This window comes from Gilliamella sp. BG3, assembly GCF_046635605.1.
GTDB lineage: Bacteria > Pseudomonadota > Gammaproteobacteria > Enterobacterales > Orbaceae > Gilliamella > Gilliamella bombi.
In genome coordinates, this window is sequence record NZ_JBIDFE010000011.1 from 1 (window position 1) to 26,375 (window position 26,375).

The following is a 26,375-nucleotide window of genomic DNA, read 5'->3' on the forward strand; positions in this document are numbered from 1 at the left end:
TTCACCTGTCAAGTAAATTAATGATTTATTTTAATTTTTATGTTTATTTGATTGTTTAATGAACTATTCCTTTAAGGAGATTAAAGTATAGCTATTTTAAAAAAACTTGGCTAGTTTTTTATGCAATTTTTTAATTAGAATACGGTGTTAGGTTTTGTAAGTCTTAACTTTTGTGAAAATAATGAATATTGGTGATAATTTCTAAACTAAGGAATTAGTGAATTACCTAACAACCAATGGACATATAATCCTTACCATGTTATGGGATGTATTACGCCCATAAAATCGTTTAGGTAGAGTATTGATTTTATTTAATTTTTTATTTTTATTAAAATCAACCAGTTATACAGAAATTTCTATTTTTTATACAAAATACCGCCTACACGGCAGTGAACGTCTAACCGCTAGTAGTTCCTTTAGCCCGTCGTTTCTAAACTGCCTACACGGCAGTGAACTAAGTTTAATAACGTCACTTCCATACGATCTATTTCTAAACTGCCTACACGGCAGTGAACACAATCAACGAAGCAACAAAATGCCGACGTTTTTTCTAAACTGCCTACACGGCAGTGAACTAATTTCATCGATTAAATCACCTAAAAATGTATTTCTAAACTGCCTACACGGCAGTGAACTTTTTGAAACCAGCAACAGAACCCGAATCGGCTTTCTAAACTGCCTACACGGCAGTGAACGAATAGGAACGCTTATTGGTATTATCTTCACATTTCTAAACTGCCTACACGGCAGTGAACCGAACGGGTTTGTACGTCCAAACGTCTATATATTTTCTAAACTGCCTACACGGCAGTGAACATAATTTTTGTCAAATTTAAATCTACCGAGTATTTCTAAACTGCCTACACGGCAGTGAACTAATTTATTTATACCTTCCATCGTTTTTTCAATTTCTAAACTGCCTACACGGCAGTGAACATATTTTAAAAGAAAAAAGCGGAGCAACATTTTTTCTAAACTGCCTACACGGCAGTGAACAAAAGAGGGGACGTCTTGTAATTTGACATTTTTTTCTAAACTGCCTACACGGCAGTGAACATTTAGAATCAAGTCGCTTGCTTAATCGAACATTTCTAAACTGCCTACACGGCAGTGAACGCCCTACTGTCAAAATCACTTAGGTCTGTTATTTTCTAAACTGCCTACACGGCAGTGAACACGCCGATCGGTATATCATCGGGAAGCATGGATTTCTAAACTGCCTACACGGCAGTGAACCACCCTCCGAGCCAATATTAGTGACGGGCAACTTTCTAAACTGCCTACACGGCAGTGAACGGAACAGCGAACGGATGAATGGTTTAACGCACTTTCTAAACTGCCTACACGGCAGTGAACGGATGCTAACTTGCAAGATGCTGATTTGCAAGTTTCTAAACTGCCTACACGGCAGTGAACTGAAAGCATTGTTTATAATTTAATCTTCGAAATTTCTAAACTGCCTACACGGCAGTGAACTCTCTGATCAGGCGTTTGCAGCATTTATTCGCTTTCTAAACTGCCTACACGGCAGTGAACGTTCGTCAACAGGCAATTGTAATTCTTCAAGCTTTCTAAACTGCCTACACGGCAGTGAACAGCTCGTGATGATTATGAGATTCGTCGACAAATTTCTAAACTGCCTACACGGCAGTGAACCAAATACTTAATCATGCAATTTCTTGCGGTGATTTCTAAACTGCCTACACGGCAGTGAACCAAACTACATTCATGTTTATTGTTAATAGTGTTTTCTAAACTGCCTACACGGCAGTGAACTCGAGATAAGCACCCTCCCACACCCAAGCATATTTCTAAACTGCCTACACGGCAGTGAACTAGAAGCTAATATACTATCAATATAGTATGTAAAAAGGCAAATAGGTATTTAGGTTTTAAAAACCCTTTTTTTAGAGATAAATTTAATTTATTGATTTTATTAACTTTTAAAATATAGCTAAAAAAAGGGTTTTGTTTTTAGATTTTGTTGCTTTGTTATTTTTTAAGATTTCCCAACCTTAAAGTTCAAAATACCCATTGGCTGAGTTTTTAATAAACACCCCAGATGGAAAAATAACAACAAATCAGCTATGCTATAGCACCTATAACAGGTAGCTATAAAATGACTAATATGAAAATAAAAATTAGTTACTTTCTAATTAGGCAGCACCTATTTTTTATTTAGGAATTTTGAAAAATATGACATCTAGTAACGCTAAATCAATTACCGAAACACAACAACGCGATCAACTACAACGACAAATTTGGAAAATTGCCGACGAAGTCCGTGGTGCTGTCGATGGTTGGGATTTTAAACAATATGTACTTGGTTCTTTGTTTTATCGCTTTATTAGTGAGAATTTTGCCAATTATATTGAAGGTGGCGATGAGAGTATCGATTACAGCACATTATCCGACGATGTCATTAACGATGAAGTTAAAAAAGACGCAATAAAAACCAAAGGCTATTTTATTTATCCTAGCCAATTATTTTGTAAAATTGTAGCTGAAGCTAATACCAATCCAAGTTTAAATACTGACTTGGCAAATATTTTTAATGCGATTGAAAGCTCAGCCATTGGTTACCCTTCAGAAAGCGATATTAAAGGATTATTTGCCGATTTTGATACTACCAGTAACCGATTAGGTAATACAGTTGCCGATAAAAACAAACGGTTAGCGGCAGTACTTAATGGTGTGGCCGAACTGGATTTTGGTGATTTTGCAGACAATCAAATCGATCTGTTTGGCGATGCTTATGAGTATTTGATTTCTAATTATGCCTCGAATGCTGGTAAATCAGGTGGTGAATTTTTTACGCCGCCGAATGTGTCCAAGCTGATCTCGCAATTAGCCTTACATAATCAAAAAAAGGTCAATAAGATCTATGATCCAGCAGCAGGATCAGGCTCTTTATTGTTACAAGCGAAAAAACAGTTTGACGAACATATTATTGAGGATGGGTTCTTCGGTCAAGAAATCAATCATACTACCTATAACCTTGCTCGAATGAATATGTTTTTACACAATATCAACTATGATAAATTTGAAATTGCTTTAGGGGACACGCTACTTAATCCAAAATTTGGCGACGAAAAGCTATTTGATGCAATCGTTTCTAATCCACCCTATTCAATTAAATGGATTGGCAGTGATGATCCAACCTTAATCAATGATGACCGATATGCGCCTGCTGGCGTACTAGCACCAAAATCGAAAGCCGATTTTGCCTTTATTATGCATGCACTAAGTTATTTGTCCGAGCGAGGGCGAGCGGCAATTGTTACCTTTCCGGGGATATTTTATCGTGGTGGTGCGGAACAAAAAATTCGTAATTATTTGGTCGATAATGATTTTGTTGAAACCGTAATCTCGCTCGCACCAAACTTATTTTATGGCACATCGATTGCGGTTAATATTTTGGTGCTTGCCAAAAATAAAACCGTCAAAACAACACAATTTATTGATGCTAGCAAACTGTTTAAAAAAGAGACCAATAATAATGTGCTCACTGATGAACATATTCAAGAAATTATGCAAGTATTTGCTAGCAAGCAAGATATCGAATATTTTGCTAAATCGGTCGATAATCAAACCATTGCGCAAAATGACTATAATCTATCAGTCAGTTCGTATGTTGAAGCCGAAGATACCCGTGAAGTGATTGATATTACACAGCTTAATGCCGAAATAAAAGATACCGTAGCAAAAATTGAAAGCTTACGATCCCAAATTGACGCAATTGTGGCGGAGATTGAGGGATGATTAAACGTAATAATATAACTGAGTTATTAAAAGGTGTTGAGGTTGAGTGGAAGACGCTGGGGGAAGTTACTACTATACTAACAGCACAATCAAAAGTAAAAAAAGATAGATACAGCAAATCAGGAAAAATTCCTATTATTGACCAAGGTGAACAATTTATTGCTGGTTATAGTAATGAGAATATTCAACCTATTGAATCGGGAGAATATATCATTTTTGGTGATCATTCAGAACACATAAAATATGTCGATTTTTCTTTCATTCAAGGTGCTGATGGAATAAAAATTCTTAAAACTAAAAATGATAATACAAAATATATTTATTATGCATTTAAGAATTTTTATCATAAAGAGCTTTCATATAAAAGACATTGGTCTAATGCAAAAGAAACGTCTATTCCTATTCCTCCGCTTCACGTTCAAACCGAAATAGCCCGTATTTTAGACACATTCACAGCTCTCACAGCAGAGCTCACAGCAGAGCTCACAGCAGAGCTTACTGCACGGAAAAAACAATACAACTATTATCGAGATAAATTGTTGACCTTTAAAGAGGATGAGGTTGAGTGGAAGACTGTAGAGGAGATTTTCTATTTAAAAAATGGATACACACCAAGCAAATCAGAATCTAAATTTTGGGAAAATGGTGATATTCCTTGGTTTAGGATGGAAGATATTCGGGAAAATGGGCGAGTTTTAAATGATGCGTTACAAAAAATCAATAAAATAGCTGTAAAAGGTGGAAAGTTATTTTCTGAGAATTCAATTATTATTTCTACATCAGCAACTATAGGTGAGCATGCTTTAGTTACCGTTCCTTATTTATCAAATCAAAGATTTACAAATATAAGTTTAAAGGAAGAATATCAAGATCATTTTGATATCAGATTTATTTTTTATTATTGTTTTATTTTATGTAATTGGTGTAAAAAAAATACTACAGTATCAAATTTTTCTTCCGTAGATATGAATGGCTTTAAAAAATTTAAATTTCCCATTCCCCCACTCAAGGAACAAGCCCGTATTGTCGAAATCCTAGACAAATTCGATGCGCTAACAAATTCCATTACAGAGGGTTTACCGCGCGAGATTGCATTACGTCAAAAACAATATGAGTATTATCGGAATTTGTTATTAGACTTTCCGAAAGTGCAAGAATAATAAGATAGAGTTATAAAAAGATGAATACCACATTAAGGAATATTGCTGAAAAGCTGGATAAAAATGATAAAAAAACCCAATTAATCTATGCTTTTAACGGTACGGGTAAAACACGTTTATCTCAAATATTTAAAAATTTAATTATATCGCAGCATAAAGACGATAAAGAAAATAATGCAGCCTTAACAAGGCACAATATCCTGTACTATAACGCCTTTACTGAGGATTTATTTGCTTGGGATAATGATAAACACCAAGAGGGTGAACATCAATTAACCATAAAACCTAACTCATTTACTGACTGGATTTTGAAAGACCAAGGACAAGACCAAAATATTGTTCGTTACTTTCAATCCTATACCCATCAAAGATTACTGCCACATTTCAATGAGGATTTTTCTGCTATTAGTTTTTCGCTAGCAGGCGATAATGATCAGCGTATTGATAATATTAAAATCTCTAAAGGCGAGGAAAACAATTTAATTTGGAGTCTTTTTTTTACACTGATTAACTTAGTTATTGCAGAGCGCAATATTACTGACAAAAGCGAACGCTCGACGAATGAATTTGACCATTTACGCTATATTTTTATTGATGATCCCGTCAGTTCGTTGGACGAGAATCATCTTATCCAATTGGCGGTAGATATTGCCCAATTAATTAAATCTAGTGAATCTAAAATTAAATTTATTATTACGACCCATAATCCACTGTTTTATAATGTACTTTATAATGAGTTAGGTTTAAAAAATGGCTATATTTTAAGACGATTTGAAGACGGTGAATTTGCATTAGAAGAGAAAAAAGGCGATTCAAATCACTGTTTTTCTTATCATCTTTATTTAAAAGATATTTTACAACAAGCCATTAACGAAAAAAAAATTGAAAAATATCATTTTACCCTTTTACGTAACTTATATGAAAAAACCGCCTGTTTTTTAGGCTATCAGCAATGGTCAGAATTATTGCCTGACAATAAGCAGGCCTATTTAACACGAATTATCAATTTTACAAGTCATTCAAAATTATCCAATGAAATGCCCCCTGAACCTTCCGAGCCTGAAAAGCAGATTGTTGCCTTTTTACTTAATCATTTGCTCGAAAATTATAATTTTAAATAGCTGGAATAGACTATGACGACTTATACAAAACCAATTGCCGAAACCAATAGCTATATTATTTTAGATAACTACAACAAACTTGAAGAATCGGCTGCTGTTTATCAGACTGAAACGGATTTAGAAAATGAATTTATTCATGATTTAGCTCGACAAGGTTATGAATACTTACCGAATTTAAATACACATGAAAAGTTATTAGCCAATATTCGTGAGCAGTTGCAAACACTAAACAAAATGCAATTTACGGATGATGAATGGCAACGTTTTGTATTAGAGTATTTGGATAAACCCAATGAATCGATGATCGATAAAAGTCGCAAAATCCACCACGATCATATTTACGATTTTGTTTTTGATGACGGCCATATTCAAAATATCAAGTTGTTAGATAAAAAAGAGGTTACTAATAATAAATTACAAGTTATCCATCAATTTCAGCAAACAGGTAATTATGCAAATCGTTATGATGTGACGATTTTAGTTAATGGCTTGCCGCTTGTTCAAGTTGAACTAAAAAAACGTGGTATTGCTATTCGTGAAGCCTTTAATCAAGTGCATCGCTATAGTAAAGAGAGCTTTAATCAAGACAATTCACTATTTAAATATTTACAACTGTTTGTTATATCAAATGGTACCGATACACGTTATTTTGCTAACACGACTAAACGTGACAAAAATAGCTTTGATTTTACAATGAATTGGGCGAATGTTAAAAACGAGCCGATAAAAGATCTAAAAGACTTTACCGCAACCTTTTTTGCCAGCCGAACGCTGTTAAATGTGTTATTGACTTATTCGGTGCTCGATGTAAATGACACATTGTTAATTATGCGCCCTTACCAAATCGCCGCCACCGAGCGTATATTATGGAAAATCATTAGCGCTTATCATGCCAAAAAGTGGAGTAGCTTACAAAGTGGTGGTTTTATTTGGCACACAACAGGTTCTGGTAAAACATTAACCAGTTTTAAAGCAGCTCGTTTAGCCACTGAACTTGAATTTATAGATAAAGTTTTTTTTGTGGTGGATCGTAAAGATCTGGATTATCAAACCATGAAAGAGTATCAAAAATTTTCAAAAGATAGTGTGAATGGCTCAAATAGTACCGCAGGGCTTAAGCGCAATATTGAGAAAACCGATAATAAAATTATTGTTACTACCATTCAAAAACTTAATAACTTGATCAAAAGCGACGATAACTTAGCGATCTATGATAAGCACGTTGTATTTATTTTTGACGAAGCGCACCGCTCCCAGTTTGGCGAAGCTCAAAAAAACTTAAAGCGTAAATTTAAAAAATATTACCAATTTGGTTTTACTGGTACGCCGATTATGCATACTAACGCAATCGGAACGCAAACCACAGCGGATGTTTTTGGTCGTGAACTGCACGCTTATGTATTAACCGATGCAATTCGTGACGAAAAGGTACTAAAATTTAAAGTTGACTATAATGATGTGCGTCCTAATTTTAAATCGATAGAGCAAGAACAAAATCTCGAAAAACTCAGCGCTGCTGAAAATAAAAAAGCATTGCTCCACCCAAACCGTATTGAGCAAATCACACAATATATTCTGAATAATTTTAAACAAAAAACCCACCGATTAATGGGCAAAAGTAAAGGGTTCAATGCCATGTTTGCAGTGAGTAGTGTCGATGCGGCTAAACTCTATTATGAGTCATTCAAAAAATTACAAGAAGGTGCAAATCAACCGTTAAAAATAGCCACGATATTTTCTTATTCTGCTAATGAAGAACAAGATGCGCAAGGTAATTTTGCCGATGAAAGTTTTGAAATAGATGCCTTAAATCAAAGTGCTAAAGAGTTTTTAGCTTCTGCGATATCAGATTATAATCAGATGTTTAAAACTAACTTTGATGTCAGTAGCGATCAATTTCAAAACTATTATCGCGATTTGTCTTTAAAAGTAAAAAATCAAGAAGTCGATCTATTAATTGTCGTTGGCATGTTCCTAACTGGCTTTGATGCTCCAACACTTAATACCCTATTTGTCGACAAAAACCTGCGGTATCATGGGTTAATTCAAGCCTTTTCACGCACCAATCGTATCTATAATGCCACCAAAACCTTTGGTAATATTGTGGCGTTTCGTGATTTAGAACAAGCGACCATTGATGCAATAATAACATTTGGTAAAAGTAATACTCATGAAGTAGTGTTAGAAAAAAGCTTTAAGGAATACATGGAAGGGTTTACTGATAAAGATTCAGGTAATTTCCACAATGGCTATCTAGCCATCGTTGCCGAGTTACAAGAAAAGTTCCCACGCCCTGATGAAATTATCAAAGAAAAAGATAAAAAAGAGTTTGTTAAATTATTTGGTGAGTACTTACGTGCTGACAATATATTACAAAATTATGATGAATTTGTTGCATTAAAGGATTTCCAACAATTAGATATAACAGATGCGCAAGCAGTTTTAGCGTTTAAAAATAAGCATTATGTGACTGATGAAGATCTGCAAAAAATGCAAGCCGTTAAACTACCGACTGACCGCACAATTCAAAATTATCGTTCAACTTATAATGATATTCGTGATTGGCTACGCCGAGAAAAAGAAGCCAATCAACAAGATCAGCAAAGATTTGACTGGGATGATGTGGTTTTCGAAATTGATCTATTAAAATCGCAAGAGATCAATCTGGATTATATTCTTGAGTTAATTTATGAACAAAATAAACAAGAAAAAACCAAACAGGACATTGTCGAAGATGCTAAGCGATTAATTCGATCAAGCTTAGAAAATCGAGCTAAAGAAGAACTAGTTGTTGAGTTTATAAAACAAACTGATCTTGATGCTATTCCAGATAAAGCCTCGATTATTGATACGTTTTTCTTGTATGCACAGCAAGAGTTACAGGTAGAGCTTAATTCCTTAATTGAAGATGAAAATTTAAATGAAGCGGCAACAAAACGCTATATTGCATCATCATTAAAGCGAAAATATGCAACCGAAAACGGCACAGAGTTGAACGAGATTTTACCAAAAATGAGTCCACTCAATCCCCAATATTTAATTAAAAAGAACCGAGTCTTTGAAAAGATCGCCGCATTGGTTGAAAAGTTTAAGGGTGTTGGTGGTGAAATTTAATTGTTAACAGTTAAATTTGCTAATAATTAAAGGAAGATGAATGATCGATTTCTTATTCATCTTCCTAATAATTCATCATTCAAACTTACTTTGAGTGATTTTGTATACAAAATCTTGCATTTTCGTAGTGGTAAATAATGGTTGAAAAGTCAAAAGGTTCGCCAGCTGTGGTATAAAATACCTCTTCCACACAAAGAGCTGGTTCACCTGCTTGTAAGCCAAGATATTGAGCGGTTTCGGCATCAAGTTTGATGACTTGAAAATATTTATCAGAAAAGCCAATATTAATATTATAATTATCTTGAATGTAACTAAAAATTGAGTTTTCAACAATTTCTTTATTTAAATAACAAATTAACTTTTTACGGTAATATGACTGTTCTAGGCCATATAATTTATCTTCAACATAGCGCAATCTTTTAACAAAATAGACTTCTTCGTTATCATCGCATTGTAGATTTTCTTTAACTTTTGCACTGGGCTTGATGATATCAACATTAAGTACTGTCGAAGAACCATAAACATCTTCTAGATCGACAGTAAAACCATGACTTTGCAAAAAATTGAGATAGCCTCTTTTTTTACGTTCACGAACAAAAATACCACTACCTTGCACTTGATAAATAACGCCCTGCCGCTCAAGACAATTAAGCGCTTTAACAATTGTACTACGACTGACCTGATATTGATTAATTAACCCGTCAATATTAGCAAGCTGAGTGCCTTTGGACAGTTGTTTTTGATAAATCATCTGTTTGATTTTTTTTGCAACTTCTTGATATTTAACCATTTGTTTATGTTATTAATTTAATCAATAATTGAAGTAGTATTTTATACAGCTTATTTTTAGTTTTAAATTAAATAATATAAAAACTCGATCTAGATCACAAACAATATAATTGTTAATTAACAATTTTGAAATAGTCTATAAAATAATCTTACTGAATTGCTTTTAAGGAGTTTATGGATGTCATCAAAAATTAGAGATTATAACAAGCTAGCTGTTGATATTTTAAATGAGTTAGGTGGTGAGAAGAATATTGTTACCGTTTCTCGCTGTGCAACACGCCTTCGCCTTGTTACCCAACACACACCAGATCATGCAAAAGAAAACATTGCTAAATTGCCGGGTGTGATTACCGTTGTTGAAAAAGGCGGTCAAATCCAAGTGGTTATTGGTACACATGTTGATAAAGTCTATAACGCTTTTACTCAGCTAGTTAATACTGATAACAAAATTGAAGCAGGAAATGATAACAACATATTAAATCGCATCATTGCGACAATGTCGGCTGTATTCGCCCCGTTTGTCTATATTTTAGCCGCATCAGGAATTTTGCAAGGTATCTTGATTTTACTTAAATTAGCCTGCCCTGAGCTAGAAAAAACGGGGACTTTTGAGGTATTCAATTTCATCTCTTGGGCACCTTTTTTCTTTTTACCTATCTTTATTGCCATTACAGCTTCTCAGCATTTTCGTTGTAACTTATATATCGCTGTTGCTTGTTGTGCTGCGCTGTTATCACCGACATGGACAGAGTTTGCAAAACTAATTAGTGAAGGACAAGAAATTGATCTATTTGGTATTGCGCTATCACAAACCACTTATGCTTCAACCGTTTTACCACCACTCTTTTTAGTTTGGTTACTTTCTTATTTAGAACGATTCTTAGAGCCTAGACTGCATAGCATTATAAAACCCGTTTTATTGCCATTATTTAGCCTTGTCATTATGGTACCTTTAACATTACTTGTTGTTGGTCCATTAACCGCAAATGGTGCACAATACATTGCCAACGGCTATAATTGGTTTGTTAGCCTAGCGCCTTCAGTTGCAGGCGGAATCATAGGTGCTGTTTGGCAAGTCTTTGTTATTTTTGGTGTACATTGGGGGATCACACCTGTTATCGTCGAAAACTTTAAGCAGTATGGTCAAGATTCTTTCCAAGCTTTCCAAACCATTGCCGTTATTGGTCAAGTCGGTGCAGCATTAGGTTTTTATTTAAAAACCAAAACCCAAGAGATGAAAGGTATTTCATTATCTGCTTTTATCACTGGCTTATTTGGTATAACCGAACCTGCTATTTATGGTGTTAACTTACGCTTTAAAAAACCATTTATTTATGGCTGTATTTCTGCATCTTGTGGTGGTATTGTGGCAGGATTTTTTGCTCCTCACTATGTTGCTTACGCTGGTTTACCAGGTCCACTAACCATCGTTAATGCAATTAGCCCAAATAATCCTGGTTCATTTATTGGCGTCTTGATTGGTGCACTTATTGCTCTTTTAGGACCAGTAGTTTTGATCCAAATTTTGGGAACTGGCGAAACCATACAAGATACAGTTAATAGTCAAGAAAATATCAATATTGAAGATGATAATCCTAAGATTCTTCTTGATGAAGTTGACATCACAAGCCCGATGACAGGTCATGCTTTACCACTAAGCGAAGTGCCCGATCCTGCTTTTTCACAAAAACTCATGGGAGAAGGGATTGCAATTGAACCTACTGATAATCACGTTTATGCACCTTTTGATGGCGAGGTAACTGCAGTATTTGAAAATTCTAAACATGCCATTGGGTTAACATTAGATAATGGCGTCGAATTGTTAATTCACGTGGGTATTGATACAGTTAATTTAACTAACAATGAGTTTGAATATCATGTTGAATTACATCAAAAAATAAAAAAAGGTGATTTGCTAATCAGCTTCAATCCTGAGGCAATTAAGCAAGCAGGTTATCCATTAATTACCCCAATTATTATTGTTAATACCGATCAGTATCAACAAATTTCATTAACCGATAAAACACAAGTAACAGTTGATGATATCATATTTAACATTAAGCAATAACAAGGAATAAAAAATGACTAAAAAACCATTTTTATGGGGCGGTGCTTTAGCCGCTCACCAATTTGAAGGCGGTTGGAATGAAGGCGGTAAAGGCCCAAGTGTTGTTGATGTTATGACCGCAGGTGCTCATGGCGTTGCAAGACAAATCACTCAAAATATCGAAGCAGGTAAATTTTATCCAAATCATACTGCAATTGATTTTTATCATCATTATAAAGACGATATCAAGCTTTTTGCCGAATTAGGTCTTAAATGTCTACGCACCTCGATCGCGTGGACTCGAATTTTTCCAAAGGGTGATGAGCTTGAACCAAATGAAGAAGGTCTTCGCTTTTATGATGATGTTTTTGATGAATTAATTGCTAATGGAATTGAGCCTGTCATTACCTTATCGCATTTTGAAATACCTTTACATATTGCTCGCCATTATGGTGGTTTTAGAAACCGTAAGACAGTTGAATTTTTTGAGCGCTTTGCTACTGCATGTTTTGAACGTTATAAAAATAAAGTTAAATACTGGATGACATTTAACGAAATCAATAATCAAATGGATACTAGTAATCCTATCTTCTTTTGGACTAACTCTGGCGTACAAGTTAAACCTGATGAAAATCCGCAAGAAGTTCTGTACCAAGTTGCACATTATGAACTGTTAGCCAGTGCTAAAGCAGTAATAGCAGGTAAAAAAATTAATCCTGATTTTCAAATTGGTTGTATGGTATCGCATGTGCCAATTTATCCATTTTCATGCAATCCTGAAGATATGATGGCATCAGAAATTGCAATGCATCAACGATTCTTCTTCCCTGATGTTCACGTTCGCGGCTACTATCCAGCTTATGCATTAAAAGAATTTGAGCGTGAAGGATATAAACTCGATATTACCGAAGAAGATTTAGGTTATTTGAAAAAAGGTACGGTTGATTACATTGGCTTTAGCTATTATATGTCTACTGTCGTTAAAGCTGATGCCAAAAATGATAATCGTGACAACATAGTTAACGGTGCACTACCTAATGCGGTTGAAAATCCTTATATAAAAAGCAGCGATTGGGGTTGGCCAATTGATCCTGAAGGTTTACGTTATACACTTAACCGTCTGTATGATCGATATCAATTACCGCTATTTATTGTCGAAAATGGTTTTGGTGCAATTGATGAACTCGAAAACGGTAATCAAATACACGATAAACCACGTATTGAATATTTAGGTGCCCATATCAAAGCCATGCAAACCGCTATAGATTATGATGGTGTTGATGTAATGGGTTACACTGCTTGGGGAATTATTGATGTTGTATCATTCACTACTGGCGAAATGAAAAAACGTTATGGCGTAATTTATGTTGACCGTGATAATGAAGGTAACGGTAGTATGAAACGCTATAAAAAAGACTCTTTTGAATGGTACAAAGAAGTCATTAGTACTAATGGTGCAAGTTTGAAATAATCATTATTAGCTTAGCTATCATTTGTTATGAGGATGTTTGAAGGCTTTGCCTGCATCCTCATTTTTATGGTTAAAAGGGCTAAAACTGAAAAATCAACTGCTTTTCAACTTGCGGATCGATTAACGTTACATGAAAACCAATTAACCGAACGCCACGCCCATTACGCCGTTCTAACCAAACTTTATGCGCTTGCTCAATTAAATCAGCTTTATCCAATTTAGACCACACATGTTCTTGCGTAGTTAACTGAAAATCGTCAAACTTAAATTTTACGCCTTGCCGAGCAATCGATAAATCAGCACGAACTTTGCTTAACCGTTTTTCCATTTCATCAAATAATGGATCGAACTGCAATAAACACTCTTCCCAACTATGAATATCATCAGTTAAAGTACGCTCTACCCCTACCGATTTACGTTGCCTGTCATTACACACTTCACGATCATCAATACCTTGACATCGCTCATATAGTATTCTTCCAAATTTACCGAATTGGGTAATTAATTTAGTTACATCATAATTAACAATATCATTGCATGTAAATAGTCCCAATTGAGCTAATTTTTTTTCCGTGACCTTACCCACACCTGGGATTTTTTTTAACGGTAGCTGCTCTATAAAACTATCAACGTTATCTGGTGTTATTACATATTGGCCATTAGGTTTATTCATATCAGAGGCTATTTTGGCAAGAAACTTAAGTGGAGCAACGCCTGCCGATGCAGTTAACTCAAGCTCCTTGTAAATTGCCTGACGGATATCTTGAGCAATTAAAGTAGCTGAACCATAACAAAGTTTGCAATCAGTTACATCAAGGTAAGCTTCGTCGAGTGATAAAGCCTCAATAGATTCAGTATATCGTTTAAATATTTGGTGGATCTGTTTGGAGACTTCTTTATAAACTGCATGCCTACCCGCTATAATTTTAAGGTTAGGACAAAGTTTTATGGCTTGAGCCATTGACATAGCACTGTGTATACCATACTGACGAGCTAAATAATTGGCAGTCGCAACCACGCCACGTTTACGAGGATCCCCCCCTACCGCAATAGGCATATTGCGATAACGGGGATTGTCTCTCATTTCAACGGCGGCATAAAAACAATCCATATCGACATGAATAATTTTTCGCATAGAGGATTTCACAATACTCAAATATAACTGTATAAATATACAATATTATACCTTAAATATTTGTGTCAACAACCTAAGGGAATTACTTAGTTAATTTATCAAAATCAATTAGACCATTCTTGTCATAAGGATCGCCAATCCAACGAATCGATTCATGAAAATTAGGATTAACAATACTTTTTTCAGGAACATATAAGTTATAACTTAACCCTGCTAAATCAGACCAAGTATGAATCAAATCTTGAGTACTAAATTTTCGATCTACATAAGCTTGATAGTTATTAGGATGCGTTGCCACCCATGTTGGCGATTGCCAAAGCATAAATGGCACAGTATACATAGTTTTAGTTGGTGCCTTCTCGTTTCGCCCTAACACATTATGCGGTGGCGTTTGATAAACATCTTCACCATGATCTGAAAAATATAACATAAAACCATTTTCTTTACTGTTTTTGAAGATATTAAACAGTGTTGTTGTGACATAATCGTTATAACTTATTGCATTATCATAACTATTATATACATCTACTTTATCGTCATCGAGAGGATATGGAATACTTTCCTTATCTTTAAAACGGTCATACTTACCGTCTTTTGGGTAACGGAACTCGTATTTCATATGTGTTCCGAGCAGATGGATAACAACAAATTTCTTTTCAGCGTTGTCAGCTAGCACTTTTTTGAAAGGATCAAATACCGATTCATCATATTGTCTTGAACTTTGATTACGATCGTTATTCATATAAAACTGTTCATCGGCTTGTTTAGAAAACATAGTCAACATGGTATTACGCTTGGTCATGGTCTGCTGGTTAGTGATCCAAAATGTTTTATACCCTGCTTGCTTCATAAGATTTATTAATGAAGGAGTTTTAAGGTATAAATCGGGATGCTTCTCATCAGCAAAAGTTAACGCTTGTTGCAAAATTTCGATAGTATAAGGTCTTGATGAAACCACATCGTTAAATACAACAAAATCAGCATTATCTTTTTTAAACTGCTCAATTTGAGGTGTGGTATTTCGACCATAACCATAAATACTCATCCTATTACGTGTTGTTGATTCACCAATGACTAACACCAACGTCCTAGGCGTATTACCGTTAGCATCTTTTAAATTTTCAACAGGAGGTAAAGTGTCTAAATGATTTAAAATATCTTCCATATTTTTAAGTTGAGATCGATAAGCTAAATAGCTATTAATAAGTTGCCATGGCACAGTTGTTTCCATACGCGTTAGTAAATGAGTTCCGGCTTTTTCAATAGATGATTTTTTTATTATCACACTAATAAACACAGGCATTATGGCATAAATAGCTATTAATAGTGATACAATCCATTTAGTAGAAGTTTTAATATAAACAGGTCTGACTTTACTCCAAAGATAAACACCCATTAAACTATAAATAATCAATACTATAACTAATTTAATACTAAAATACTGCTGAACAAATTCGCTCGATTCACTATAATTTGATTCTGCCATAACAAAAAATACACTTTGCGAAAATTCTTGTCGATAAATCACAAAATAACCGACAGAAACCAAAGACAAACAGCCGACAATAAGCCCAAATATAGTCGCAATCTTTCTTGTATAATCAGGAAAAATCAAAACAGGAATAAGCCAAATCAAACTATAGATAATTGAATCGCGAAGTCCAATTGCATTGGAATGCCCCGAAAGAAAAATATATAACTGTAATGCACTAGAAAAATAAGTAAAAAATAAAATATTAAAGATAAGTGCTGACCAGCTAAATTTGTTGGTTGCTTTTATGTTTAGCATAGATATTTAATTTGCTTTGTTATTGATCATAAAATGCAATATATGCTTGGTAGATTAATAAAACCTTAAGCTTTAAATATCTAAATTTAAATATATAAATTATTAAATGCTAAACTATTAATTTTTTGAGATATTTAAACCCAATATCTTTGCAATGTGATTATTTTCAGGTTGGTTTAATTGGTTTGGTAAACCATAAAAAACGATCTGTCCATTATCCACCACCAAACAACGAGAAAAATAACTAAGCGAATCATTAAGATTGTGTGAGACCATCATTAATGTCAAATCGAGCTCATCGCAAATTTGATCAACTAATGCTAACATCTCAAAGCGTAATGCTTGATCGAGAGCTGAAAATGGCTCATCTAACAATAAAATAGGTCGACGTTGAATTAAACAACGAGCTAACGCAACACGTTGACTCTGACCACCTGAAAGTTGTTCGGGATAACGATTATTAAAACCAGTTAAACCAACTTTAGCTAACATATCATCTATTGTTTGGCGTTCCGATGTATTTAGTTTTAAACAAGGCTTTATGCCTAAGCCAATATTTTGTTCAACATTTAAATGATCAAATAAATTATTATGTTGGAATAAAATTGAAACGGGCCGCTTTCCTGGTTGAGTGTGAGTCATATTTTGATGATTAAGTAAAATTTGCCCAGAATTTGGTGAAATAAATCCAGCAATCAAGCTTAACAATGAGCTTTTACCTGCACCACTTGGCCCAACAATAACCACCTTTTCTTTTGCAGTAATTTTGATATCAAAATGCATTTTAAAATTATCGTATTGACAATTAATTTGATTCAGTTCGATCATAATCTATCACAACCAGTAAACTAAAAGATAATATTAGCAATAATGCAGCCGTTACGGCACTTTCATGATAATGATAATACGATATTTGCTCATATAAATAATAAGGTAACGTTGTGACTGACTGGCCACCAAATAACGCAATAATACCAAAATCACCCAATGATAATATTGCTGAAAAGGCAAAACTTTGGATAATTAACTTTTTTAGTGCTTTATATTCAATTAAATAAAAATGCCAAAAACCAGTAATATTAAGTGACTGGCTTAAATGCCAATAGCGTGATGTAACATCATACATTGGTGCAGCAAGGTTTTTTAATATAAATGGCAGTGCCATTAAACTGTTACAAAGCATCGTCAAAACACAAACAAAGACCGAACTATAAGCGTACGAAAATAACAGTAAAAACAGACCTGACGCCAGCACCATGCTTGGAATAATTAATATCAGCGATCCAATTAACATTAATCGATTACTCCAATTTATTTGCCGATAAATCAATAATCGGCTGTTTGTATAGAGTAATAATAAAGCTAGTAGCATAGCAATACTGGCTGACCCAAAAGCAATTAGTAAAGAAAACATAACTGCACGTTGAAAGGCCACTGAAAAAAATGACCACTGAAAAAAATAAATACCTTTTATTAATATAGTTATGATGGGTAGCAAAATAAATAATGCACCAATAACAATAATAACAAAACTCGACAAAATTAAGCTAAACGAAACAGGTAAACGATAACTTTGCTTAACATATTGAGTGTTAAATTTATAGCTATAATTAAACTTTTGCATCAACCCCATAAAAAAAGCACAACAAACCAACTGCAAACATGCTAAAAGCACGGCTTGTATCAAATCAAATTCACGGATGGATTGATAAATGGCAACTTCAAGTGTGGTATATTTAGGTCCACCACCTAGAGCTAATACAATAGCAAAGCTAGAAAAACAAAGCATAAAGATTAGCGATGCCATAGGTAGCAACTGTCGACGCAATAGTGGCCATTCCACCAATTTAAAATAAGTAAAACTCGAAAAATTCAATTGAGCAGCTAATTGTTTGTGTTCGGCTGGTACACTATTTAAGGTTTGATAAAACAAGCAACAAGCATAAGGGAAATTAAGAAATATATGTGCCAATAAAATACCTTTTAAACCATAAATGGATATCACAAAAGGCAAACCTAAATAATGACAAAACGACGCTAATAAACCATGTTGCCCATAAACAGATAATAACCCCGTTACCACAACCAACGTAGGAAATATAAACGTGATAGGCATAATGCGTAGCAATAGATTTTTACCCCAAAAATTGACTATCGATAGGGCTTTAGACATCAATATTGCCAATAACACAGATAGCAATGTTGATAACGTTGCTTGAAATATTGTTATCCAAATAACATGTAATAAATAACTATCAAAATAGACAGTTAAATTATTAGACTCAAAAGCAACTAAACAAAGCGCAAATAGTGCTGAACCTAATACAACTAAAATCAAGCTTGCAGCACTAATGCCAAGGATTAACGTTCTTAATTTCAACATTATACTGAATAAAACTATTTACTAATGGTGGATTTCCATTCACGCACCCAGCTCTTTTGATTATTTTTAACTTGCTTAGCATCAAACTCGAGTGCTTTATTGACTGGTTTAATTTGCTGAAAAGCTTCAGGCAACGTTATATTAATAATCGGATACATGAAATTTTTTTCAGCAAATTGACGTTGTACATCAGGCGTTAATAAATATTGTAAAAAAGCACGTGCCAATTCGGGATGCTGACTATACTTAGTAATACCCGCAACTTCGACTTGGCGATAATGCCCTTCGTCAAAAATAGCAGCAGCATAACGATGATCATTATCATTCATAATATGTGCAACTGGCGAAGTGCTATAACTAAGCACAAAATCAGCTTCGCCTTTTAAAAATAGGCCATAAGCTTCACCCCAACCTTTGGTCACTGTCACAGTATTTTTTGCTATTTTCTGCCATGCAGATGCAGCATCATCACCATATATATTTTTCACCCAAAATAATAAACCTAACCCAGGAGTACTGGTTCGTGGGTCTTGATAGATAATTTTCCAGTTGACTTTATTATCTACTAACTCATGCATGCTGTGTGGTGGATTACTGATTTTTTGTTGATCATAAATAAAAGCGAAATAACCAAAATCATAGGGCATAAAATCACTATCCCACCAGTTGGTATTTAAATTATCTGGTTTATTGATTTGATGAGGTATAACTATTTTGGCTTGTTTTGCCTGTTCTAAAAGATTGTTGTCTAATCCTAAAATTACATCGGCATTAGTTCTATCACCTTCAAGTCGCATTCGATTTAAAACCGCTACTCCATCGCCTAATGTAACAATCTCAAGTTCACAGTTACACTGTGCTTCAAACCCTTTCTCAATTGCTTTTCCTGGTCCCCATTCTGAAATAAAGGAATTATAACTATAAACAGTTAAGGTTGGTTTTACGTTGGCAGCATTTGCCATAAAAGGTACCGAAAATACCAAAGATAATAACAATTTTTTACAAAACATTTTGCCTCCAAAATAGCAAATAAAAGACAAAAGGTTTGAGCAAGTGCAATAACTCAAATCCCTCCGCTGGCATGATCCAGTTCAGGTTCGGCGGGTTATGTTATCCTATCTAACATTCTCAGCCCTTTAGGGCACCCCGTTGAGAACATCAATTAGTTTAGAGGTTAGTATGAAGATTGTAAACATCAGAAGTGATAAAAATTTAATGTAGGAACAACTCACTTTATTTATGAAGCTTTAAAAAATGGCTATAAAGAATATACATGAAAACAAAACTAACGCCTTATCACTGACGAAAGATATGGCGCTTATATTATAAAGAAGATGTAACTATTACCGATTCGGTTAAACATTTACCTTTACTTAAATTAGTTTATTGAGTAATAAAAAAATTAAGTTGATTAGTTTCATCGAATGCCCCCTCAAGTTCTCTTGTAGCGAACTGATAGCTTTGATTTGAATCTCCTGCTTTCGTACATTCTGTTATGATGGCATGTTTCGTGTGAAAAGTTTCAGACGATGTTAACTGTTTGTATAACAATGCCAAATCTTTACCTGTCAGAGTAAAAAGCTTATTCCAATCATTTAACTGCGTTTCAACAAATTCGCGACCTTTCTTACAAGTAATAGCATCTAGCTGAATATTTGGTATAGTATATTTTTTAAGCTCAGAAAATTTAGGATGTTCATTTATAAAATCAACTTTTTCATTAAGCCCTTCTGCTTTTAAAGCTTCAATAAAGCCATCTTCTCGGAATAATTTGATTTTTCGAGATTGAAATTGCCCTTTCCCTCGTAAAGTTACTTCATCTGGATAAGGTTCATCTACTGAATAATCCCAAAAATCTTTTTGACGCTCAATAAAAACATCATTAATAACTTTAACTGGTAGTTCAAGCTCTTGCTGTTCACCTTTAATAATTACTGGAACTGAATTTAAATATTTAGCTATCAACTTATCGTAAGTTTCATCACTCACATTTGAAGTTGTATAGAAAGTTGTTAATAAATAATAATTACTTTGAGTAGGATTAATTAATCCTGAACTATTAGTTGTTGAAGGTTTAGCTATAAAATTTAATGATTGATTACCGTAAGACAGTGTATGCTTACCGTATTCAAATGTATAATTCACACTTGATTTTGCTGGAATGGTTAATTCATTTCCATCAATAATCACTTTTATTTCATTTGGTGTTGGATTATCAATCATACGATCAACAGAGCTAGACGAAGTGGTATCTGAACCAAAACAACCGACCAATGTTATGCTGCAAACTAGCAACAAAGAATATTTTATTTTTTTCATCGTATTAATTTTTTGTAAAGTTTTTAAAAGAAACCATATTTTATCATGAATTTGATAAAACAACTATTTTAGTTATCACTTCAATAATTGAATTGAAAAAGTATGGAGTTGATGTTCTGATAAACCAAACGTCGTTTTATTTTAGATGAAATTTAGTACTGATATAGCAACTTTTTAATTGTAGGAATTTCTAGTGTTGTTTACAGTAATTAATACTATAAACATTGCGAGAAATCATGCATCAACAAGGATTCAAGTTTCATTTAGCCGAAAACAGTGTTTACTAACCAACGCTGCCCCAAACAAACACATTTTTAATTTTTGACTAGATATGATCTAATCCATCCCGTACTTCTTTATATTGGACGAATTAAAGCAACTCCGCAAATAAATAAAAACATTCAATTTACTCATTGGACACTCATTTATAAAAATGAGCACCAATGAGTAAGTAGTCTTTATTTAGTTAAATTTTAGTTATGACATTTATAGTAATTATAGATATGATAAATCCCGAACCATATCTTCAATATATACTTTTAATTCTGTTAATTGCTGTTCTTTTGCCGCTCGAAGCAAGCTATCTTTGGTTTGCAATGTTCCTTTACTGTAATTATGTAAATTTGATGGCACATTGCCAGAGTAGATATAATCATGTTTTGCTGACGTTTGTACAATGTTAAATGATTTACTGTAACTATAGATTCCATGAGCCTCAATTTTAGTGGTTAAGGTTAATTTGTTGCTGTGAGTCACAGTTTGTAAATTAAACTGCTGATCTTTATAGGTTTTAACTTGCTTTTTATTACCGTTTTCGTCAGCGAATTCAATAAATTTATCAAATATTTTTTCGGTTTTGGTTTCATTGTTAACTGATTTACCAAGATCAGAAAATTCAACATTTGTCGTTACACGGATCGTGACATCTGCTTGTCCTGGTTGGTAGATAACAAATTCTATAAAGTCTTTACTTAATAGATCTGTTACATAAGATTTTAATTCTGAAGAATTATAATAAACTTTTATTTTCCCTTCTCTTTTATATTTATCTGCTTGGAAATCTGCATCGCGAAACGCTCCGTATTGGCGATAAGCCGAAGCAGCTGAAGCGTAATATTGGGCAACTTCTCGAAATTGATAACGACGTGTTGCTGTTCTGGCTAATTGTTGTGCTTGTTCATAAGCATTTTCTGCTTGTTGAGTACAGTGTTTTCTATCATTCTCAATAGAAAGTTTGTCACTATCTTTGTACTTGCCAAGAGGCTGATATACTTCCGAGGCATTATTAAATGCATCCGCAGCAGCTTTATAATTACCTTGCTGTGCTAACATTTTTCCTTGGTCATAATAATCTTTAGCAGCAAGTTGCATATATTTTTTATTTGCATTGTTATACAAACTTTCAATGTTTTTATAGTTGTATTGCTCAAATCCTTTTTTGTATAAATCGGCTTTTATTCTATAACTTTTACTATCGGTTCCTGTGATTGAATTACCATAGTCATAGTACTCTTTTGCGATACTCTCTTGTAATTTAGTAAAATCATATTTATTATCAAAAAAACTGATTTCTTGGCTATAAAAGCGATCACTTAATCGCAGTTTCATTGCTAATAAATTTTGGTAGCATTCTATTCGTTTGGCATAATCCTGATTATTGGCATTTGATAAAGTTGTTTCATAATGTTGCATAACGTTATTGACGATATTTTGTAGTCGTTGTACGTCTTTTTGACCTAATTTTGCAGTACCCTTATCCTCAATACTATCCGCCAATAAGTTGATGCTTTCTAAATATTTTCCTTCTTTATAAGCTTCTTCTGCTGTACGTGTATGACAAGCGGCTAATAAGAACATAAAAAAAACAGCTATAATTATACGCATAATTTTCCTTTCAATTCATTTTAGTTTATTTTTTTGCTTGTTCATCTTGTTATTAAGATGAAAACTGTTTAAATATAGCTTGATTAATAAGCTAGTTGGTGAGTCTATTATAAATTAGTTCTAATTTATTAACTTTTTTTGCTAAAAATTGATTAACTAGTTACTCATTATTATTGGGTGACAAGTCAGTTTATTTGAAATAGGAAAGGTGTGAATTATATTTTATGCTGGTACCCTTAAATAGCTAAACAAACTATTTAAGGGCAGGGTAAAGGTTATTTTCGAGTTGCTTTTTGAGTTACTCTTTGCCGTGTTGTTTTAGTCTGTTGATTAAGTTTGACTCGTTTAGGTCTTACTATTCTTTTGTCAGAAGAAGAACTTGTGGTGAAACTTTTAGATTCAGGTGGCAAACCGACTAGTTCACGTAAGTAATTGACTGAGTCAATACCAAGTTCTAGCCAAGTTCCGCGTGATAATCCTTTGGGTAAAGTGATATTGCCATAGCGAATGCGTAGCAATCGACTAACTTGCACATCAATAGCTTCCCACATTCTACGAACTTCCCGATTACGGCCTTCTGTTATAACTACATTAAACCATTGGTTAATTCCATCACCACCTTGTGCTTTAATTGATTGAAATGAGGCTGGGCCATCTTCTAGTTGCACCCCTTTACGAAGTTGGTTAATTTGTTGATCAGTCACATTACCAAATACTCGCACTGCATATTCACGCTCAATCTCGTGCCGTGGATGCATTAATCGATTAGCTAATTCACCATCAGTTGTGAATAATAATAAACCCGATGTATTGATATCAAGTCTGCCAATGTTCACCCAACGTGCATTTTTTAATCTAGGTAAACGTTCAAAAACAGTTGCCCGTCCTTGCGGATCATTGCGGGAACAAATTTCACCTTCTGGTTTGTAGTAAGCTAGTACTCGGCAAACTTCTTTTTCTTTACTTCTAAGCTGAACTAAATGTCCATTGATACGAATTTTAGGGTTTGCATTTACATCAACTCGATCGCCTAATGAGGCAATTTTACCATCTACACTGATTTTACCGTCCACAATCATTGCTTCAATCTCTCGGCGTGATCCATTACCTAAATTAGCTAATACTTTTTGGAGTTTTTCAGTATTATCATGTGCCGATGTTTTGCGTGTAATAGCTGGTACTTTTGAGGTTTTTGGTTTTTCGTAGAGTTGCTTTTCCTTTGCTTTAACGCTATTTGTCTTTTTGCCAAGTTGTGGGAATGCTAATTTGCTATTTTTCATAAAATCCTCGCTGTTACCTTCTCAGGTATCAATTTTCTATTAACTATATTGTCGATATATTGACAATAAAAAATGAACATTTATTCGAATGGCTTAGTGTCTCCACTTCCTTTACGAATAATTGTTGGATAGTCATTAGTCAAGTCAATTACGCTGGTAGGTTGTTGACCTATATAACCACCGTGCACAATCGCATCAAGCTGATAACCTATTTTATCTTCTATTTCGTCGGGATCGGATTGCGCTTGGTCATCATTAGGTAAAATTAATGTCGCAGTCATTAATGGCTGCCCTAATAATTCGAGCAACGCTAAATCAATTTTATTATCAGGAATTCTTAGTCCAATTGTTTTGCGTTTTTCATTCATCAATCGACGAGGTACTTCTTTACTTGCCTGTAAAATAAAAACATATTTACCTGGGGTATTATTTTTTAGTAACCGAAAAGTTGTGTTATCTACAAAAGCATAACTAGATAGTTCAGAAAGATCACGGCACATCAAGGTAAAATTGTGATTTTTATCAAGTTGACGAATTTGACAAATTCGATCAACACCCGATTTATTGTCTAGTAAACAACCCAGTGAATATCCTGAATCGGTCGGAAAAGCTATAACACCACCATCATTTAATATGTTGACAACTTGATTTAATAATCGAGTTTGCGGATTATCTGGATGAATATAAAAAGTTTGACTCATAATTTTCTTCTATATCAATATTATTGTTAATCTGATTTGCATAATTAAATTTTATATCGTTAACCTTATAGTGAAGCACGAATATAAATCGATTTTAATCCAGATTTATTTAGAGTTTCCAATTATGCCAAATTGGTGTAACACTACCGGGTAGTGGGGTTGTTTTTCCTAAATCTAAATAGGTGTCAACACCATGAAAATCCGATCCTTGTGATGCCAATAGTTCAAATTCATTGGCTAATTTAGCTAATTTTTGTAAATCATCTTGCGTTTGCCTGCTTTGTGAAACTTCAATTGCATCACCACCACTAGATTTAAACTCACTTATTAATAATTTCAATTTAGTTAAAGTTAGATCATAGCGACTTGGATGCGCAAGTACTGCTTGCCCTCTTGCCGCATGAATGGCATTAACTGCATCTGAAATACTACACCATGTTGCAGGTACATAAGCATAACCACCTTTTCCTAAGTACGTTTTAAAGGCGCGTTTAATGTCTTTAACATAGCCATTAGCAACTAAAAATCTTGCAAAATGAGCACGCGAAACAATGTCTCCTTTTGCAAATTGTTGTGCTTGTTGATAAGCGTTTTCAATACTAACTTTAGCTAATTTATGGCTTATAGCCAACGCTCGATCGATTCTTCCTTGTTCTTGTGATGATAGCAGTGTCGTTAACTCAGGATGTGCAATATCCATATTTAACCCAACAACATGGATTTCGTTGTTTTTCCAAGAAGTTGATATTTCAACACCACAAGCTAATTTAATAGGTAAATTTTCGGTAATAATCGTTTTTTGAGCTTCAGGTAAACCTTTAACGGTGTCATGGTCGGTAATAGCCAAAATAGCAATTTGGTTATCCACCGCTCTTTTGACAAGATCGCTAGGTGTTAAAAGACCATCCGATGCTGTAGTATGTGAATGTAAATCAACGATCATTTTTTTCTCGAAAATTATTTTGAAACGTGTAATATACCACACAATTTGCATGACCACTAAAAGGTATATTATGAAAGATCAAATTCGCCTTGCTCAACAAGATACTAGCGCAATTATTGAGGAACTATTAGAAGATGGTAGCGATCCTCATGCACTTTATATTATTGAACATCACATTTCATCTCAACATTTTGATAAATTAGAAAAAGTGGCATTAGAAGCCTATAAATTAGGCTATGAAGCAACCGATCCCGATGAAGATATTGACGATGCAGGCAATGTTATTATCGCTTTTGATATTGTTACCGAAAGCCCACTCAATGCCGAACTAATAAATGCACAAATTGCAGAAATCATCGCACTTACTAGCCAATTTGGCGTCACATATGATGGTTGGGGCACTTATTTTGAAGATGGGAATGATGACGATTTTGACGAAATGGAGCTAATGGAAACGCTTCATTAAATATCATCAAC

General features: G+C 34.1%; 18 protein-coding genes, 1 CRISPR repeat array and 1 riboswitch. Of the genes, 7 read left to right on the plus strand and 11 right to left on the minus strand.

What is annotated here, in order from left to right; translation table 11 throughout:
* Positions 1–427 precede the first annotated feature (427 nt).
* Positions 428–1,836: direct repeats of the CRISPR family, unit length 28 nt; unit sequence TTTCTAAACTGCCTACACGGCAGTGAAC.
* A 360-nt stretch (positions 1,837–2,196) separates the two neighbouring features.
* Genes ACGH6S_RS06455 through ACGH6S_RS06470 form a run of 4 tightly spaced genes read left to right on the plus strand, consistent with a single transcriptional unit; the run spans position 2,197 to position 9,157 of the window.
* Positions 2,197–3,762: a type I restriction-modification system subunit M gene (locus ACGH6S_RS06455; RefSeq protein ID WP_411578539.1), complete on the plus strand. Its 1,566-nt coding sequence runs from the start codon at positions 2,197–2,199 to the stop codon at positions 3,760–3,762.
* Positions 3,759–4,922: a restriction endonuclease subunit S gene (locus tag ACGH6S_RS06460; RefSeq protein ID WP_411578538.1), complete on the plus strand. Its 1,164-nt coding sequence runs from the start codon at positions 3,759–3,761 to the stop codon at positions 4,920–4,922. Before ACGH6S_RS06455 ends, ACGH6S_RS06460 begins: the two co-directional genes overlap by 4 nt.
* A 20-nt stretch (positions 4,923–4,942) precedes the next feature.
* On the plus strand, positions 4,943–6,043 hold the full coding sequence (locus ACGH6S_RS06465) for an anticodon nuclease (RefSeq protein WP_411578537.1): 1,101 nt from the start codon (positions 4,943–4,945) through the stop codon (positions 6,041–6,043).
* 12 nt (positions 6,044–6,055) lie between these two features.
* Positions 6,056–9,157, plus strand: a complete 3,102-nt coding sequence (locus ACGH6S_RS06470; protein WP_411578536.1) for a type I restriction endonuclease subunit R — start codon at positions 6,056–6,058, stop codon at positions 9,155–9,157.
* Between the two features lie 85 nt (positions 9,158–9,242).
* On the opposite strand, the gene ACGH6S_RS06475 is transcribed toward ACGH6S_RS06470, so the two are convergent.
* On the minus strand, positions 9,243–9,947 hold the full coding sequence (locus ACGH6S_RS06475) for a GntR family transcriptional regulator (RefSeq protein ID WP_411578535.1): 705 nt from the start codon (positions 9,945–9,947) through the stop codon (positions 9,243–9,245).
* A 177-nt stretch (positions 9,948–10,124) separates the two neighbouring features.
* On the opposite strand from ACGH6S_RS06475, the gene ACGH6S_RS06480 reads away from it, so the two are divergent.
* Both ACGH6S_RS06480 and ACGH6S_RS06485 read left to right on the plus strand, forming a co-directional pair.
* On the plus strand, positions 10,125–12,014 hold the full coding sequence (locus tag ACGH6S_RS06480; RefSeq protein ID WP_411578534.1) for a beta-glucoside-specific PTS transporter subunit IIABC: 1,890 nt from the start codon (positions 10,125–10,127) through the stop codon (positions 12,012–12,014).
* Between the two features lie 13 nt (positions 12,015–12,027).
* Positions 12,028–13,464, plus strand: coding sequence for a 6-phospho-beta-glucosidase (locus tag ACGH6S_RS06485; RefSeq protein WP_411578533.1), 1,437 nt, complete (start codon positions 12,028–12,030; stop codon positions 13,462–13,464).
* A 79-nt stretch (positions 13,465–13,543) separates the two neighbouring features.
* Here the strand turns inward: ACGH6S_RS06485 and dinB are convergent, their stop codons facing one another.
* The 10 genes from dinB to rnm all read right to left on the minus strand — a co-directional run bounded on the left by dinB (position 13,544) and on the right by rnm (position 25,898).
* Positions 13,544–14,599 carry a DNA polymerase IV gene (gene dinB / locus ACGH6S_RS06490; protein ID WP_065611232.1) on the minus strand — a complete coding sequence of 352 codons (1,056 nt, stop codon included), beginning with the start codon at positions 14,597–14,599 and terminating at the stop codon, positions 13,544–13,546.
* A gap of 82 nt (positions 14,600–14,681) precedes the next feature.
* Positions 14,682–16,388 carry a phosphoethanolamine transferase CptA gene (gene cptA / locus ACGH6S_RS06495; protein ID WP_411578532.1) on the minus strand — a complete coding sequence of 569 codons (1,707 nt, stop codon included), beginning with the start codon at positions 16,386–16,388 and terminating at the stop codon, positions 14,682–14,684.
* 117 nt (positions 16,389–16,505) lie between these two features.
* On the minus strand, positions 16,506–17,216 hold the full coding sequence (thiQ, locus tag ACGH6S_RS06500) for a thiamine ABC transporter ATP-binding protein ThiQ (protein WP_065589937.1): 711 nt from the start codon (positions 17,214–17,216) through the stop codon (positions 16,506–16,508).
* A complete protein-coding gene (thiP, locus tag ACGH6S_RS06505; protein ID WP_411578531.1) occupies positions 17,194–18,771 on the minus strand; it encodes a thiamine/thiamine pyrophosphate ABC transporter permease in 1,578 nt (525 codons plus the stop codon). The genes thiQ and thiP overlap by 23 nt, the downstream gene beginning before the upstream one ends.
* A gap of 14 nt (positions 18,772–18,785) precedes the next feature.
* Entirely contained in the window at positions 18,786–19,781 is a 996-nt protein-coding gene (gene thiB, locus ACGH6S_RS06510) for a thiamine ABC transporter substrate binding subunit (RefSeq protein WP_085165243.1), read from the minus strand.
* 40 nt (positions 19,782–19,821) lie between these two features.
* Positions 19,822–19,930, minus strand: a riboswitch (TPP riboswitch).
* Between the two features lie 224 nt (positions 19,931–20,154).
* A complete protein-coding gene (locus ACGH6S_RS06515) occupies positions 20,155–21,090 on the minus strand; it encodes a hypothetical protein (protein ID WP_143422084.1) in 936 nt (311 codons plus the stop codon).
* A 495-nt stretch (positions 21,091–21,585) separates the two neighbouring features.
* Complete coding sequence (locus ACGH6S_RS06520; RefSeq protein WP_411578530.1) at positions 21,586–22,974, minus strand: hypothetical protein; 1,389 nt, start codon at positions 22,972–22,974, stop codon at positions 21,586–21,588.
* Between the two features lie 275 nt (positions 22,975–23,249).
* The gene (gene rluB / locus ACGH6S_RS06525) at positions 23,250–24,254 is read right to left on the minus strand and encodes a 23S rRNA pseudouridine(2605) synthase RluB (protein ID WP_411578529.1); all 1,005 of its coding nucleotides are present in this window, start codon (positions 24,252–24,254) and stop codon (positions 23,250–23,252) included.
* Between the two features lie 80 nt (positions 24,255–24,334).
* Positions 24,335–24,955, minus strand: a complete 621-nt coding sequence (locus ACGH6S_RS06530) for an L-threonylcarbamoyladenylate synthase (protein ID WP_034909803.1) — start codon at positions 24,953–24,955, stop codon at positions 24,335–24,337.
* 109 nt (positions 24,956–25,064) lie between these two features.
* Positions 25,065–25,898, minus strand: coding sequence for an RNase RNM (rnm, locus tag ACGH6S_RS06535; RefSeq protein ID WP_411578528.1), 834 nt, complete (start codon positions 25,896–25,898; stop codon positions 25,065–25,067).
* A gap of 70 nt (positions 25,899–25,968) precedes the next feature.
* Between rnm and rraB the strand changes: the two genes are divergently transcribed.
* A complete protein-coding gene (gene rraB, locus ACGH6S_RS06540; RefSeq protein ID WP_411578527.1) occupies positions 25,969–26,364 on the plus strand; it encodes a ribonuclease E inhibitor RraB in 396 nt (131 codons plus the stop codon).
* Positions 26,365–26,375: the final 11 nt, after the last annotated feature.